General features: G+C 60.5%; 9 protein-coding genes. 3 read left to right on the plus strand and 6 right to left on the minus strand.

The window, feature by feature from the left end; genetic code table 11:
• The first annotated feature begins 100 nt into the window (after window positions 1-100).
• Window positions 101-1747: a phospholipase D-like domain-containing protein gene (locus Q7W83_RS12715; RefSeq protein ID WP_150630072.1), complete on the plus strand. Its 1647-nt coding sequence runs from the start codon at window positions 101-103 to the stop codon at window positions 1745-1747.
• A gap of 150 nt (window positions 1748-1897) precedes the next feature.
• On the opposite strand, the gene Q7W83_RS12720 is transcribed toward Q7W83_RS12715, so the two are convergent.
• Complete coding sequence (locus tag Q7W83_RS12720; protein ID WP_150653525.1) at window positions 1898-3439, minus strand: MFS transporter; 1542 nt, start codon at window positions 3437-3439, stop codon at window positions 1898-1900.
• 165 nt (window positions 3440-3604) lie between these two features.
• On the opposite strand from Q7W83_RS12720, the gene Q7W83_RS12725 reads away from it, so the two are divergent.
• Window positions 3605-4471, plus strand: a complete 867-nt coding sequence (locus Q7W83_RS12725; RefSeq protein WP_150630070.1) for a LysR family transcriptional regulator — start codon at window positions 3605-3607, stop codon at window positions 4469-4471.
• 390 nt (window positions 4472-4861) lie between these two features.
• Entirely contained in the window at window positions 4862-6421 is a 1560-nt protein-coding gene (locus tag Q7W83_RS12730) for a TerC family protein (RefSeq protein WP_150630068.1), read from the plus strand.
• A 114-nt stretch (window positions 6422-6535) separates the two neighbouring features.
• On the opposite strand, the gene Q7W83_RS12735 is transcribed toward Q7W83_RS12730, so the two are convergent.
• The 5 genes from Q7W83_RS12735 to Q7W83_RS12755 all read right to left on the minus strand — a co-directional run bounded on the left by Q7W83_RS12735 (window position 6536) and on the right by Q7W83_RS12755 (window position 15324).
• Window positions 6536-7414: a DUF4434 family protein gene (locus Q7W83_RS12735; protein WP_473656158.1), complete on the minus strand. Its 879-nt coding sequence runs from the start codon at window positions 7412-7414 to the stop codon at window positions 6536-6538.
• Window positions 7414-10578 (minus strand): NfrA family protein, encoded by a 3165-nt coding sequence (locus tag Q7W83_RS12740; protein ID WP_473656159.1) that lies wholly within the window; start codon window positions 10576-10578, stop codon window positions 7414-7416. Before Q7W83_RS12740 ends, Q7W83_RS12735 begins: the two co-directional genes overlap by 1 nt.
• Window positions 10575-12749 carry a cyclic di-3',5'-guanylate-activated glycosyltransferase NfrB gene (gene nfrB, locus Q7W83_RS12745; RefSeq protein WP_150653522.1) on the minus strand — a complete coding sequence of 725 codons (2175 nt, stop codon included), beginning with the start codon at window positions 12747-12749 and terminating at the stop codon, window positions 10575-10577. The genes Q7W83_RS12740 and nfrB overlap by 4 nt, the downstream gene beginning before the upstream one ends.
• Window positions 12746-13900 carry a non-hydrolyzing UDP-N-acetylglucosamine 2-epimerase gene (gene wecB / locus Q7W83_RS12750; RefSeq protein ID WP_150653521.1) on the minus strand — a complete coding sequence of 385 codons (1155 nt, stop codon included), beginning with the start codon at window positions 13898-13900 and terminating at the stop codon, window positions 12746-12748. Before wecB ends, nfrB begins: the two co-directional genes overlap by 4 nt.
• A 455-nt stretch (window positions 13901-14355) precedes the next feature.
• Window positions 14356-15324: a hypothetical protein gene (locus Q7W83_RS12755; RefSeq protein WP_224787795.1), complete on the minus strand. Its 969-nt coding sequence runs from the start codon at window positions 15322-15324 to the stop codon at window positions 14356-14358.
• Between the last annotated feature and the right edge of the window lie 189 nt (window positions 15325-15513).

Below are 15513 nucleotides of genomic sequence, written 5' to 3' on the forward strand. Positions count from 1 at the left end.
GCGGGCTTGCCCGCGATAGCATCCACTCGGTTACCGCATTGTCCCCATAACCCGCAGCGCTGCCCTATGCTCTGAAAGCCGCCATTCACAGGAGTGAAGCATGCGTGTTCTCGTCACCAACAGTCAGGACGATTTTCGCGTCAAAGCCTACGCGGGCACCAATGGCGTGCTGCTGGCCATGGACCTGGCCGAATCCCGCCGCCAAGGCCTGCTGGGTTTCGCCATCGAAAAGCAGCAAGGCAGCAAGCCCTGGTTGTTCCTGTTCAATAGCCTGACGTTCCCGGACAAGGCGCATACGTTCCCGCAGTTTCACGCCACCCCGAGCGACCTCGCGCCGTTGCAGAAATTTCGCTGGGCCGATTATGCGGTCAATCCGGGGATGACGATCCATTACCGAATCCACCTCGCCTATGGCAGCGCCGAGGCACCGCAGCTGGGTGAATCTTTGGAAGTGACCGTCACGTCCGATAATGGCCTGCCGCACAATCAGAGTGTGATTTTCAACCGCGCCGTGGCCGCGAGTCAGGCGTTCCAGCGCAAGTTTCCCGAGCTCGACGCGCTGATCAGCGCCAACAAGAACCTGCCTATCGAAGCCTGGCCCGATGCCCCTCGGCAATGGCTGGAAAATGGTCTGCTCGGGCGCTTGCTGGGGTTTATCGAACGGGCGCTGGATGGTCAGTGGGCACTGGACATTGCCATTTACGAATACGAGTTGCAGGTGATCGTCGATGCCGTCAACGCGGCGTTCGAACGGGGCGTGAAGGTTCGCGTGTTGTATCACGCACAACCTGACGATGATGACACCGCGATCAACCAGGCCAGCCTGGAAAAAATCCCGGCGGCGAACAAGCGCGGGCGCGTCACTCACAACATCTTTCACAACAAATTCATGGTGCTGAGCCGACTCGACGGCGCCGGCCAGCATCAGCCCGAAGCGGTGCTGTGCGGCAGCACCAACTTCACGCCCAATGGCGTTTATCGCCAGGCTAACGTGGTGCATGTGCTGGACGACGTGCGCATCAGCGCCAGCTATCTGCAGACCTTCGAGCAGGTCTGGGCGACACCGGCCGATGTCGGCGCCACCCGGCAATGGCTCACGCAACACAACCCGATGGACCCGCAGCAACCGTTGTTCGTCGGGTTCTCTCCGCGTTCGGGGCTGGGTGATTTGCGCGAGTTTGTCGAGATCATCACCGCCGCGAAAAAGGACGTACTGTTTGTCACCGCGTTCGCCTTGCCCGACGACATTCTCAACGCGCTGCTCGGCCAGCCCCAAGACGACATTTTGCGATATGGCCTGCAAAACACCGCCAGCCGCATCACCGGTTTTCACGCCGACCGCAGTGCCGAATTCGCCGCGACTGCGCTGCTCAACACCGGGCTGGAAGGCTGGCTCCGAGAGAACATGAAAGGCCAGAAGGGCAACCTGCTGGTGCACACCAAAGCCGTGGTCACCGACTTCACCAGCGACGCGCCGACGATCATCAGCGGCAGTCACAACCTCAGCGTTGCGGCCAGCAACGGCAATGACGAGAACTACCTGATCGTGCGCGGCGATACCGATCTGGCCGACCGTTATGGTCTGGAGTTGCTGCGGTTCTACGAGCATTACCGCTTTCGTTACTTTGCCAAGAAGCTGGCACTCAAACAGGTCCAGCCGTTGAAGGTGGATGACAGCTGGACCAATGATTATTACCTGGCGGGGGATTTGCGGCAGCTCTCCAGATTGCGTTTTTCCGGGCGGTAAACAGTGTGTCCAACGGGGCACCGCGGTTTTTGCACGGATCTGCGATGACTTGCCCATCGCCTGACGATACTGGCGCGCACGCCGGCCCATGTACAAGCTCGCCCGACGGCATGGGCTGCGATGCCAATGCCGAGCGGGTGCTGGCGTCCTTCAAGCCCTTGCGCTGATGGTGGCCGCCGATGGGGCCGGAATCGGATTGCGCATCAACGTGCCTACCACCAGCGCCCCCAGCAGTGCGAGCAAACCGGCGACCCACAGCAAGAGACTGAAACCGCCGACGAACGCTTCTCGGGCCAACGGTTCGATCACGCTGCGCGCGGCTTCCGGCACCAGGCCCAGCGCTGCCGGCATGTCACCGGCCACCACCCGCGACGCGATGCCTTGGGTCTGGGCGAGCCATTGCGCGCCTTGTGCCGACAAATCTGCGCGCAACAACTGCTCGGCATGGCTGGACAGCAACGCGCCGTACACGCCGATCGCCAACACGATCGCACTGAAGCGCATGGTGGTGCTCAGGCCCGAAGCCATGCCGGTGCGTTCCCTGGGCACGCAGGCCATGATGTTTTTCTGCGTGTCGCCATTGAGCAGCCCGGCACCGGCGCCCGTGACGGCAATCGCCAGCGCGAAAGGCAGGTACCCGCCGCTGCTGACCGCCCAGGCACTGAGCAGATTGCCGATGCCGACCAGGCTCAAACCGGTCGCCATCAGCGTGGCCGGGGCAAGACGGTTGGCCAGGCGCACGCCGATCCGTGGGCAAATCAACATGGTCAGGGCAAACGGCAACATGCCCAGCCCCGAGGCGATGGCCGAGAAACCCAGGCCGTTTTGCAGATAAAACGGCAGCAACGTCATCATCACCTGAGCACAACCGGCGTAGGCAAACATGCCCAGCAAGGCGCCGATGAAGCGCGGATGTTTGAACAGTTGCAGGTCGACCATCGGCCGCCGCTGCATCCGCTCGATCACGACGAACAACCCCAGCAACAGCGCGCCGCCGATCAGTCGGGCGTAAGTGCTCGGGTTGTTCCAGCCGATCCGGTTGGCTTCGATCAGGCCCCAGATCAGGCACAGCAAGCTGCCACTGAACGCCAGACTACCCCACGGATCGAGGCGTGCGGATTGGGGGTCGCGAGACTCCGGCACGGCACGCCAGACCATGACCATCAGGAACAGGCCCACCGGCAAATTCAGGTAGAAGATCCAGCGCCAGCCAATGTACTCGGTAATCAGCCCGCCGATGGTCGGTGCGGCGGTCATCGCCACGCCCATGCACGCGCCCCAGAAAGCCCAGGCTTTGGCCCGTTCCGCTTCATCGTGAAAGGTGTGGCCGATAGAGGCCAGTGCCGAGGTCAGCAGCAACGCCGCGCCGACACCCTTGATCGCCCGGGCGATGTCGAGAAACAACGCGTTGGGTGCCGCGCCGCAACCGATGGACGCCAGAATGAAAATGACCAGGCCACAGAGCAGGGTTTTCTGCCGGCCGAAGCGGTCGGCGATGCTGCCAGCCGGCAGCAACAGGGCGGCGAAGGCGAGCATGTAGGCGCTGACCACCCATTCGATGTCGGCAAAGTTGGCGCCCAGGTCCCGGGCAATCGTCGGCAAGGTGACGGCGACGATGTTGGTGTCGAGGACGATCAACGAACAGACGCCAGAGGCTGTCAACAGTGTGAGGCGCGGATTGACGCGGCTCATGACCGAATTGCCTTTTGCGCAATGCGGATGGTCATAACGGCGATAAGAGGTTTGACGTTCATGGTGTGGGCTCTCTACTGTGATTGCCAAATGAGCTTATCGCGCCCGCTGACAGGCTTCGTTAGCCGAAAACCGGCACTTCATTACCTTTGAGCTAATCCACCGATGGACATACGGCATTTTCGCTACTTTCTGGCCGTTGCCCGACAAGGCAACTTCACTCGCGCCGCCGAACAACTCGGTATCGCACCGCCGACCTTGACTCGGCAGATCCAGGACATGGAGAACGAGCTCGGCACGCGGCTGTTCGTGCGTCAGACCCGTGAAGTCAGCCTGACCGAAGCGGGCGCCGCACTGCTGATCGAAGCCGAGGCGACGGTGCGCCAATTTGAATACGCCCAACGCAATGCCCAGCGTGCCGGGCGAGGGGATATTGGTCATATCGAACTGGGTTACGTGGCCTCTGCGGTGTACTCGGGGCTGCTGCAGAAGCAGGTGCAAGCGTTCAGTCGCGAATGTCCGGACGTCAGCCTCAACGTGCGCGAAAGTCCGATGGCGACTTTGCCGGCGATGGTGCTCGAAGGTCGATTCGATATCGGTTACGTGCGCTCACCCCTGACGTTGCCCGAAGGGCTGGAAGCCATTCGCCTCGACGCTGAAGGTTTTGTGCTGGCGCTGTCGAGTGAGTCGTGGCTGTGCCGTTTGCCCGAGATCAGCCCGGAGCATTTGAAGGGGGAGAGGTTCATCCTGCCGGAGCAGATCAGCGGCACCTTGCAAGTCGCGGCCGAGGGCGGGTTTGCGCCGAAGCTCGGGGCGCAACCGGGCGGGTTGGTGGCCGTGCTGGCGCTGGTGTCGCTGGGGCAGGGCGTGGCGGTGGTGCCGGAGTCGGTGGTCGGGCATGTCGGGTTGCCGGGTGTTGTTTACCGGTCGATCAAAGGGTGTGAGGCGAGTTCGTGGTTATCGTTGGTCTATCGGCGGTTCGAGAAATCAGCGGCGGTGGTGCGATACATCGAGCGGGTGAAAAACCGCTAAAAGCAACAGCTTCGCTCGCACATTGAACCGCCTTTCGCGACCCTTTTTTTGATCATCGAAGATCCATTGTGGGAGCGAGCCTGCTCGCGAAGGCGGCGGTCGGGACAACGGCAATCCAGAGGTGTACAGATTTTGTAATGATTTCTGGCTGTAGGAAAAGTTACTTTCGCCTGTACGCTCCAAGGCCTTTTTCCTTTCAGGACTTGCATGAACACCCTCTCGGAGCCTCCCAGTTATCCTTCCTCCCGGCGCCACCGTGCGCGCCTGATGCACGCGAAACACCCGGTCTTTCGCCTTCTGACCAGCTTTGACATTGCAACGCCACGGCCTCTGCGCCGCGCCTTGCCGTGCCCGGCATTCTGAATTCACTGAAGAGATCGAGACGTTTTTATGGAATGGATAGCTGACCCCACCGCGTGGCTGGGCCTGTTGACGTTGATCGTGCTGGAGCTGGTGCTCGGCATCGACAACCTGGTGTTTATCGCCATCCTTGCGGACAAGCTGCCGCCGGAGCAGCGTGACCGTGCGCGAATCATCGGTTTGTCCCTGGCCTTGCTGATGCGCCTGGGCCTGTTGGCGAGTATTTCCTGGCTGGTGACCCTGACGCAGCCGCTGTTCGAAGTGTTCGAGCACAGTTTCTCCGGTCGTGACCTGATCATGTTGTTCGGTGGTGTGTTCCTGTTGTTCAAAGCGACGATGGAATTGCACGAGCGACTCGAAGGCCATGTCGGCCAGCGCTCGTCCAACACGGCTTACGCGCTGTTCTGGCCGATCGTCGCGCAGATCGTGGTGCTCGACGCGGTGTTCTCTCTTGACGCGGTCATTACCGCCGTGGGCATGGTCGATGAACTGGCGGTCATGATGATCGCGGTGATCATCTCCATCGGCCTGATGATCGTCGCCAGCAAGCCGCTGACCCGTTTCGTCAACGCCCACCCAACGGTCATCATGCTCTGTCTGGGCTTCCTGATGATGATCGGTTTCGCGCTGACCGCTGAGGGTCTGGGCTTCCACATTCCGAAGGGCTACCTGTACGCGGCCATTGGTTTCTCGATCCTGATCGAGCTGTTCAACCAGATCGCCCGGGCCCGCCGCAAAAAGTCCATGCAGGGATTGCGACCGATGCGCGAGCGCACGGCTCACGCCGTCCTGCGTTTGCTGGGTGGTCGGAAACTGGCGGTAGAGGAGGTCGGCGAAGAGATCGCCGACTTGCTCGACAACGGCGAGGCGCCGAGCGAAGAGCTGTTCGACCGTCGCGAGCGGGTGATGATCAGCGGCGTGCTGCAACTGGCCGAGCGCCCGATTCGCACGTTGATGACGGTCCGCGCCGACATCGATCACATCGATCTGTCCGACGACGCAGAAACCATTCGTACACAGCTGATGCATTCGTCCTACTCGCGCCTGCCGTTGATTCGCGACGGTGCGGTGGATGAGCCGCTGGGCTTCGTGCACAAGAAGGAATTGCTCAAGGACTATTTGGCTGGCAACGAGCCAGACCTCGAACACCTGGCACGCAAGACTATCAACTTGCTGGACAGTTATTCGATTCTCAACGCCCTGGAGCAGATGCGCAGAGCCTCGACGCACATTGCCTTTGTGGTCAATGAGTTCGGTGACTTCGTCGGTATGCTGACCATGACCGACATTCTTGAGTCGATTGCCGGTGAGCTACCCGACGCGAGCGAAATCGAAGGGCCGGATGTGGTGGAAGAGCAGGGCGGGTTCAGGGTCAATGGTGCGTTGAACCTGATGCGGGTTCGCCAGCGCACCGGGTTCGCCGCGGAACCGACCGAGGACTATCAGACCTTGGCGGGTCTGGTCGTGAGCTTGCTGGATCGTCTGCCGATGATTGGCGACAGCCATGAGTGGGAAGGCTGGCGCATGACGGTGATGGCGGTTGAGGAACGGCGGGTGACGCGGGTGTTTCTGACGCGGGTCGGCGGGTGATTCTGCACTGGATTTGAGGGCCCTTCGCGAGCAGGTGCGATGTTTCGACCTGCTCGCGATGGCTGACTCCAAGCGACTCAAACCCTATTGATGAAAGGCCGTCCGATCCTTCCCCTAATGTTCTGAAACATCGCCGACCTGATGCTTGCGTTGGTTGTCGAGAATTACCTTGCCCCACGGTCGATACCGCAGGGAAAACACCGCCGTCGGATGGCAACCTGCCGACGTGGCGTGCGGGTTGGCCGGCTCCGCGCGAAACGCTTGGCCCTCGGCGCTGACTTGCCGGAACGCTTCGCGCACGATACCGACCGGACAGGGCAGTGCGCCGGCGTAGCCGTTACGCACCAGTGGAGGCAATCGCCCGGTGCCTGCGCCATCCTGCCACCACACGTGAACACCCGCGTTCGCCAGGCCTCCCAGCCACTGGCCATTTACCTGGGGTGCAAGTTTGCCGGCAGTGAAGGCGCTGACGTGCAGCGGTGCGTCCAGTTTGCCGGCGAAATCCTCGAGCTGGCGTTGCAGGGTCTGCCGTCGATCGACCGCCAGGAAGTGAAAGTCGTCGAGCTCCATCGGCAGGTACCAACCGCTCACTGGCAGTTTCCAGTCCTGGCGCAGTCGCTGTTGCTGAGCCAGCGACTGCCCGAGTTGCGCCTGCCAATACGTTGCGAGCCCGGCGCTGTCCAGCTCATCGATGCGTTGGTAATAGGCCGGGTCCATGCTCAGGCCCAGCACCAGTTTCAGGCCTTGCTCGTGGGCCAGTTTCAAACTGGTGGCGAGCCAGCCATCGACGCCGCCGAAGTTTGAATCACCGTACGCCGTCCATTGCACGATGACCGTCTGCACGCCGTGTTTGGCGCTGTCTTGCCAGATCCGTTGCCATTGCGCCTGGTTCAGATTGGCGTCGACGTTCAGGGGTTGGTAAAAAATTCGCTCATCGGCGCGCGCCATTGTGCTGCTCAGCAACAGGCAAAAAACCAGGAGAAAACGCGTCATCAGAAATTCAACTCCACACCCAGCAACACACCGTTGCCGCCTTCATACAGGTTGCCGCTCAGGGATTGTTGATACTCGGTACGAACCGTCAGGTGCGCGCGATAAGCGTTGTAGATGTCGTCGTCGAACCACCATTGCCAGCGCAGGCCGATACCGGTGCGCAGATCCTGGCGCCAGTCATTGTTCGGGTCCTGGCTGGCGAACTCGAGAAAGCCGTACGGCATAACGGTTTGTGCGCCGTTGAACGGCAGCTTCCAGGTATGGCCTTGCTGGAAGCGCGACAGCCATTGGTGATCACCAGCCTTGGTCCACCACGCCGCGTCGAGATAGAGCGAACGCTCCTCCCAATCGTTTTCATCGATGCGCCAATCGTTGCGGAATCGTCCCTGATCAAAAAATGAGGCCGTGGCGCGCAGCAGGTAATCGGTGCTGGTGTGGCCGTCCTGGCGGTGATCGTTGAACTGGTCGGCGAGTTTTTCAGGAATCAGCAATTGACCGAGGCTCAGGTGCTGATTGTCGTTGCTATCAAACGAGCTCTGCTTGTAGAGCTCGCCGTAGAAGTTGATGTTCGCCGTGCCCCAGGGCTTGTAACGCAGACCCACGCCGGTGCCGAGGGATTCGCCGTAACTCGACCGGCCCCGACCGCCGAGCAGTACGCGACCATAAACCGCCAACGCGCTGCCGGCGCGACTTGGCTCTTCGCCGAGCGCATGGTCCCAGATCGCCACTTGTACGTTCTGTGAGGTGGCGCGTCGTGAGGTGTCGCGCAGGGTGCCGTTGGGGCGGAAACTGTCGTTGGTCGAGACTCCGGCCGGTGACCAGGTGCTGGCCAGCGTGCGGCTGTCGCGCCGCGACAGGGTTTCGTGGGCGCGGCGCTGGCGATAACGCCTGGCTTCCATGCTGCCGTCCTCATCGTCGGCGGCCACCGGGTGCTGTTCCAGATCGATGACCCGACGCAATTCCTTACGCGCCGCCGCGCTGTTGGCGACTTCGTCATAACGCAGCGCCAGGGTTTCGCCGAGGCGATAGTCTTCCGGGAAATCGCGGGTGGCGCTTTGCAGATAAGGGATGGCGTGGGCGCGCTGTTCCCGGGTGTCGGCCCCGGCCAGGCGCATGCCGTAATCGGCGCGAAAACGCGGGTTGTCTGGCTCGCGGCGCACGGCTTCGGCGAGCCATGCGGTGCTTTGCTCCCGTTCGCCGGCCTTTTGTGCGGTGACCGACGCTGCGTAAAAATGCCCGGCATCCGGCGCCTGCTGCAAGGCTGAACGCTGACGCTGCATGGCGTCGACATGATCACCGCGCGCGTCGGCAATCGCCGCACCCAGCGCCCACTCATTGGCACCCCGTGCGCGACTCTGTTGCCAGTAACGTTCTGCTACCTGAGTGTCGCCCGCAGTGAGGGCGCTGCGGCTGGCCGTCAGTTTGGCGTTATCGCTCAGTTCGGCTTCCGGCAGGCTGCGCCAGATGGCCAGGGCGCCCGACGAATCACCGGCCGCTTCCAGCGCATACGCCAGCGGCAGACGACTGCCACGGTCGCCGAGTGTTTCGGCGGTCTGGTAGTAGACGACGGCTTCACCGGGCCGGTCCGGCATGGCACAACGGCCCAATGCCCGGTAGTCGCCTGCGACCTGCGGATGTTCGTCAATGGCTTGTTTCACCGCATCGCACTGACCTTTCTCGGCCAGTTGCGCCAGCAGTTGGCCGCGCGTGGCGGGATCGACGCGATTGAGCAGCGACACCATGCGTTTCTGCTGCGTCGGGGTCGGCGTCGACGCGGCATAGAGCCCCGCCAGCCGTTGCAGCAGGCCAATGGGTAACTTGCCGGCATGACGGTCATAGGCGCGTTCGAGCAACTGTTGCGCGTGTTCGCGCTGACCGGCGTTCAGCGCCAGATACGTCGACTGATTGAGCGAGCCAACGTTGCCGGTCTGCTGGTAGTGCCGCTCCCAGAGCGTCGCGGCTTCAGTAGTGCGACCCAGGGCTTGCGTCAGTTCGGCCCGGCGTTTGACCACGTCGGCCGTCTGTGGCTGGCCGGCGAGCCAGGCCATGACTTTGTCGGTCTCGCCCTGGTCCTGCCAGATGTCCAGCAGCCGTGCCTGGCGGCGACTGTCCCAGGGTTCGGGCAGGCGCGTGCTTTGCAGCAACTCGGTGGCTTGCAGACGCTGGGCCAGGATCAGCCAGGTCTGCGGGTCGTCGTTCGGCTGGCAACCACGCAACTGTGTGAGTGCGGCTTGCGGATCGCGACCGGACAGCCATTCGGCCGTTTCGAGGCACGGACGCTGCAATTCGCCACTCAAGCGTTGCACGGTCGGCACGTCGCCGCTCTGCCGTGCCAGCTCCCACAGGCGCTGGCGTTGCGCCGGATCCGCCAGGTCGCTGGCGGGCAATGATTGAATCCAGCGTTGAGCCTGTTGCACCTGGCCCATGGCGATCGCCCGATCGACCATCGCAAGGCGGGCCTTGCGCGCGGCTTCGGGCGTTGGCGCTTGCTGCAGCAATTGCTGCAAAGGCTGTTCGTCGAGCTTCTGCACATAGGCGTTGGCCAGTCGCTGCCAACCTTCGGCGTCCAATTGCTTGCTGGCGGCCAGTGGCGCCAGTTGCTCGATGGTGCCGTTCCAGTCGCGCAATTGCTCGGACCAGTTTGAGCGGGCCAGGTGCAGAATGTCGTCGTCACCCTTGGGCGCCAGTTGCGCCAGCCAATCGTGAGCTTTGCCGGCGCCGCCAAATTTCGCGAGGCTCAGGCTATAGGCCTGCCACAGGCGTACCCGCTGACTGAGGTTGCTGCTAGCGATCCATTGTTCTACCTGCTCGCTGCCCGGAGGATCCTGTTCGATCCAGGTCAGGCGCAGGTTGAGCAGGGCGTCGTTGTTGTCCGGGTTATCCGGCAGCGCTTGCACGGCATCCTTGTACCGACGTTGCTTGGCCAGCGCTTCCACGAGCAGGGCCCGGGCTTCATCGTTTTTCGGCACTTTCGCCAGCAGGTGGCGCATCAGCCGTTCGACTTCGGCCCAGTTGCCCTTTTTCGCTTCGCGGTAGCTGCGATCCATGTAGGGGAAACTGCGAAATTGTTCGAACTCGGTCAGCGGTTCCGCCTGTACCCAGGAACTGGTTGTCAGGCTCAGCAACAGACTGCCGATCAGGAGGGCATGACGATCAGGCTTCATGCGACCTCCCGGACAATACGGTAGGCGGCTTGCTGTTCGCTGGCCTGGTCCACCAGGGCTTGTTCGAGCACTTCCTGAGTGATCATGCCGCGCGAGATGAGGTGTTCACCCAAGGACATGTGCTCGGCGTCGAAGTCGATCAAAGCCTGATTGAACAGGCTCGGCGGGACCATGCCGCGCACTTGCAGCAGATTGCCCAGCAACACCTGATGATGGCTGACGCGTTCGAGCAAGGCTTCATCGTCTTGATGACGCTCAAGCACTTCGAGCATGTGGTGCACTTCCTCATTCTGACGGGGGCTGGCGTACCAGTAGCGGATACCCAACGTGACGCGGCCCTGCGGCGCGAGACGGCAGCGCACAGGGCGTTTCAATTGACGGCTGATGGCGCCGAGGGAGACCTGGCTCACCGGGCCTTCCGAGGCGAGCACCAAGGTTTTGCCTTCCTCGGCCACCGGCAGCACGCCGTAGTGGGAGGCGATCTTGCGCGGCACGGCGTCGATCAGGCGCTTGTCGAGTTTGAACGGGTTCAGTGGCGCCCATTCGAGGTCCAGCTGCTCGGCGAGGGTTTCCACCAGTTGCGTGCTGTTGATGTGTTCACGCAACAGCAGTTCGTGGCCCAGACGCCGGCGAATCGGGTTGGTGATCGCCGCTTCCAGTTGTTCTTCGGTGAGCAGGCCTTTTTCCACCAGGCGATGACCCAGCGGCGTGCGCTGGGCCTTGGTCAGGGCCGGGAATTCGTGGGTGGTCTTGTCCCAGGCCACGCGGCGTGAATCGCCCATTTCCATGACCTGACGCAGCGCCCGCACGTTGGCGAAGAAGTTGATGAAGTTGCTCCATATCATGCGCGGTGCCGACAACAGGCCTTCGACCAGTCCGTAGTAACGGGTGACGAACCAGCCACGCTGGAACAACCGATTGATCAGCATCAAACCGTTGAGCCACAAGAGCGTCGCGAGCACCGGGCTGTTGGACAGGATCGACGGATAGCGCCAGGCGTTGGGTGCAATCACCGTCATCAGCCACATCGCCAGCAGCACGAGGCACAGCAGGTTGACCAGGAAACTCAGCAGGTAAGCGATCATGCCGCGACGGTCGCGCCAGAGGAAATAGTTGAGCACGCCCGTGGGGCTCCAGCCGAGGTTCTTGGTGCCTTGGAAGACGATGCCGACGATCCAGCGCGATTTCTGGCGGATGGCATGCTGAAAGTCCCGGGGGAAATGCTCGCGAACGCAGATCACTTGGGAAAACACACGGTCCATGCCGAACGCCCAGGGCTGTTCGAGCGCCAGTTTCGGGTCGGTCACCGAGTAGCGCGCAAAAATGCATTTCATGCCTTTTCGCTTGAGACGAAAACCGATGTCGTAGTCTTCGGTCAGGCTCTGCACGTCGAAGGCAATGCCGTCGCCGTCTTCGAGCAGGGCGCTGATGGCTTTACGGCTGAAGCAGGTGCCGACCCCGGCACTGGGCACCTGGCCGGTCATGGCTTCGCGGACGATTACGTCCTTGCCGTGGTTCTCGGCGAACTCGTCGACGTAATGCCCGGCGGTGAAACCTCGCCATTCCGGTGCATAGGGATAGACCGGAATCTGGATCAGGTCCTTGGCCGGCAGCAGGTAATTGAAGAGGCGCAATTCCATTGGCGAAATCACGTCTTCGGCATCGTGCAGAATGAACCCGGCGAACTGGATTTTCGCCTCGCTTTCAAAGCGCAGGATCGCGTCGATGACGTTGTTCAGGCAGTCGGCCTTACTGGTGGGGCCGGGGCGGGCGCAGACCACTTTGTGCACGTTGGGATAGTGCTGGCAGACGGCATCGACGTCGGCCTGCGTCTCGGCATCGTTGGGGTACGTACCGACGAAAATCTGATAGTTCTCGTAATCGAGGGTCGACGCCGCCAGGCGCGCCATTTCACCGACCACACCGACTTCGTTCCACGCCGGAACCATGATGGCCAAAGGTTTTTCGGCAATGGCGTACAGGCGCTCTTCATCCGCACGCTTGAATTTTTCATAGATCCGCCAGCGCCGGACCAGTTTGCGGCCCCAGTACACGAGGTCGATGAACAGGTCATCGAGCCCGAGGAGGAACATCAAAAACGCCAGGATGATCGCGAGGTATTTGAGGCCGAACAGGACGTAGGCAAAAAAATCGATAAAACCGAAACTCATCGCGCTTTAACCGCCGCCGAGCGCTCGCTTAGCCACTCACACAATCGGGTGGCGATGCGTTCGCTGGCGTGGCCGTCGCCATAGGGGCTGTGAACGCGGCTCATGCGTTCGAAGTGAACCTCGTCATCCAGCAAACGACTGGCTTCCTTGACGATGCGGTCGGTGTCGGTGCCCACCAGCAACACGGTCCCGCCTTCGAGCACGGACGGTCGCTCGGTGACGTCGCGCAGTACCAGCAGCGGCTTGCCGATAGCGGGTGCTTCTTCCTGAATGCCGCCCGAATCGGTAAGGATGAAATGCGCACGACCCATCAGCCAGACAAAATGCTGGTAGTCCTGCGGCGCCACCAGATAAATGTTCGGCTTGTCCGACAGCACGCCATATACCGCTTTCTGTACCTGCGGATTCAGGTGCACCGGGTAGACGAACTGCACATCCGGGTAGCGCACAGCGAGGTCGGCGAGCGCCTGGCAGATGTTACGAAAACCATCGCCGAAATTTTCCCGGCGGTGGCCAGTGATCAGCACCAGGCGTCGATGGTCTTCAAGCACCGCCAGCGACGAACCGGCGGCAGGGTGCCAGTGGATTTCCTGCTGATGGGTGCGCATCCACAGCAGCGCATCGATCACCGTATTGCCGGTGACTTCAATGTTGGCCTTGGGCACGCCTTCGCGCAGCAGGTTGTTTTCGCCCTTGGTGGTCGGTGTGAAATGCAGGTCGGCAATGACGCCTGTCAGGCGACGGTTGGCTTCTTCCGGCCACGGTGCACGCAAATTACCCGTGCGCAAACCGGCCTCGACGTGACCGATTGGCAACTGGCGATTGAACGCGGCGAGGGCGGCGATGAAGCTGGTGGTGGTGTCACCGTGAACCAGCACGATGTCGGGTTTCGTTCGCTCGTAAGCCTGATCGAGGTTGATTAGCAGTTGTTGTGACAACCCGTTGAGGGTCTGGCCCTGGGTCATGACTTGCAAGTCTTCGTCGACCGTCAGTTCGAAGGAATCGAGTACTTGCTTGAGCATCTCACGGTGCTGGCCGGTGGAGCAGATGTTCAATTTGACCCCTGGCCATTGACGCAACACTCTGGCGAGTGGCGCCATCTTGATGGCCTCCGGACGCGTTCCGAAAACCATCATGATGTTGAAAGACATTGACCCCTCCTGGGAATGTGACAAGGCTCTGGCTCAAGGCCGGCAGCGCTTTTCGCTTGCTGAACCATGAATGAAAACAGCCGAGTCGGCGTGTGTCCAAATCGGCTTCAGGTTTGACTGCCGTCGCTGAAATGCGACTGATGCTCCGCCGAAAGTGGCTCTTGGATCGCACTGTAAACCCAGTAGCGAGGATGGAGTAACCAAAGAGGGCATGAGAAAAAAAGCGAGGCTAGCACCGTCCTTCAGGACGGGCAATCCGCTTGGCATGACACGTTGTCGGCACCTTTCCAGGAATTCTCACAGGCGAGAAGTTTTGAGCAAGTTGGGGGCGAGCGGCTCTAGGGCCTGCATGGCAACTGGGGGAGGGTTAAGAGGTCTGTTCAGCGCTGAGCGGAAGCAGTGGAGTACAACGAGAGATGGTCTTGTACTCCGACTGCTTCTAGCGACTTCAGCGTTTATTTTTTCGTTGGCAAAACAGTTTGTTTCACCGTGTAGGCGAATGATTCGTTATGGTAGTTGACCGCGAAAATTGTTAATTCGTCGCCAGGCGTTATTGGCGACGGGAGGTCTCTATAAAAAGCCAGATACCTGTCGGGCTTCCAACTAATAATAGGGTTTAAACCTATAGTGTAGGGAAGAAGAGCTGCGCCTCCAAAGACCTCTCCTGTGGGAACGCGGATTATTGCAGTGACAGATGATTTTATCGGGAAGAAAATGGCGCCTGGGTGAGTGCCACAAGAAGGATAGTCAGGCGTGCCTACTGCACACTTGGAGCCGGGCTCTTGCCCAACGACCAGATTTGTTACCGGCGAACTTGTATTGTTCACAAACACCGAGAAAGAAATGTTTTTGCCTGGCAAGTTTTGCAGGTTCAACGAACTCATCGTGAAGTCACCATTTGCCAGGGTGCTTGCCTGTTTCAAGATTCCATCAGTGGTTAATGCTGTGACCATGAACGGCCCTGTTGAACCGGCGCCAACTACGCTCCCTGAAATGGATGTGTCACTTTTTGACAGGGGCGTCGTGACGCACACCTCTGGCCCGTTTTGACCAATGAGCCCTCTGTTGACGAGATCTCCGCATTCTTCTGAAGCCGCGACGGAATTATTGCCCTGTTTAACGTTGCAGCCTGTCAAACAAAGTCCTAATGCCGCCGTGAAAAGCAACGTTCGGGTATACATGTCCCAACTCCCTTGGCTAGCCGCCGTCATAATTCCAATGAAGCTCAAGTATTCGTGAGTGTTTATCAGGGCGTCTACTGTCAAAGATGACAGTAAACGAGGCTGTTTGGCGTGGTAATTGATCGAATTCAGTTCATTGGCGCGGAGGCGGTGCGGCAGTGTTTCAACCGGTTTGATGAACTCTTCTCTGGTTATGGAAGGGCGATCCCTGCAGCAGTGGACAGCGGATTTATCGACACGCAATCGCTTTACTCTCCAGGTATTTCTCCCTGGGTGTCAGTGACACCTTCCGCTCACTTGCCCTCAATGGGTGCTCAATTACCCACCGCCTGTGGTCAACGGTAGCGCCCATGTCTTGCGGAGTCCGGTAACACTTGTTGCCGGAATCTTCGCATCCCATTGATTCGATTTGAATTTCAATTGCCCTGTGAT

The organism is Pseudomonas sp. 300, from assembly GCF_055803035.1.

Excerpts from the sequence above, each read along its gene's own strand:
- wecB (WP_150653521.1), bottom strand. The coding sequence starts at position 13,900 with ATGTCTTTCAACATCATGATGGTTTTCGGAACGCGTCCGGAGGCCATC.
- Q7W83_RS12740 (WP_473656159.1), bottom strand. The coding sequence starts at position 10,578 with ATGAAGCCTGATCGTCATGCCCTCCTGATCGGCAGTCTGTTGCTGAGC.
- Q7W83_RS12735 (WP_473656158.1), bottom strand. The coding sequence starts at position 7,414 with ATGACGCGTTTTCTCCTGGTTTTTTGCCTGTTGCTGAGCAGCACAATG.
- nfrB (WP_150653522.1), bottom strand. The coding sequence starts at position 12,749 with ATGAGTTTCGGTTTTATCGATTTTTTTGCCTACGTCCTGTTCGGCCTC.
- Q7W83_RS12725 (WP_150630070.1), top strand. The coding sequence starts at position 3,605 with ATGGACATACGGCATTTTCGCTACTTTCTGGCCGTTGCCCGACAAGGC.
- Q7W83_RS12730 (WP_150630068.1), top strand. The coding sequence starts at position 4,862 with ATGGAATGGATAGCTGACCCCACCGCGTGGCTGGGCCTGTTGACGTTG.
- Q7W83_RS12715 (WP_150630072.1), top strand. The coding sequence starts at position 101 with ATGCGTGTTCTCGTCACCAACAGTCAGGACGATTTTCGCGTCAAAGCC.
- Q7W83_RS12720 (WP_150653525.1), bottom strand. The coding sequence starts at position 3,439 with ATGAGCCGCGTCAATCCGCGCCTCACACTGTTGACAGCCTCTGGCGTC.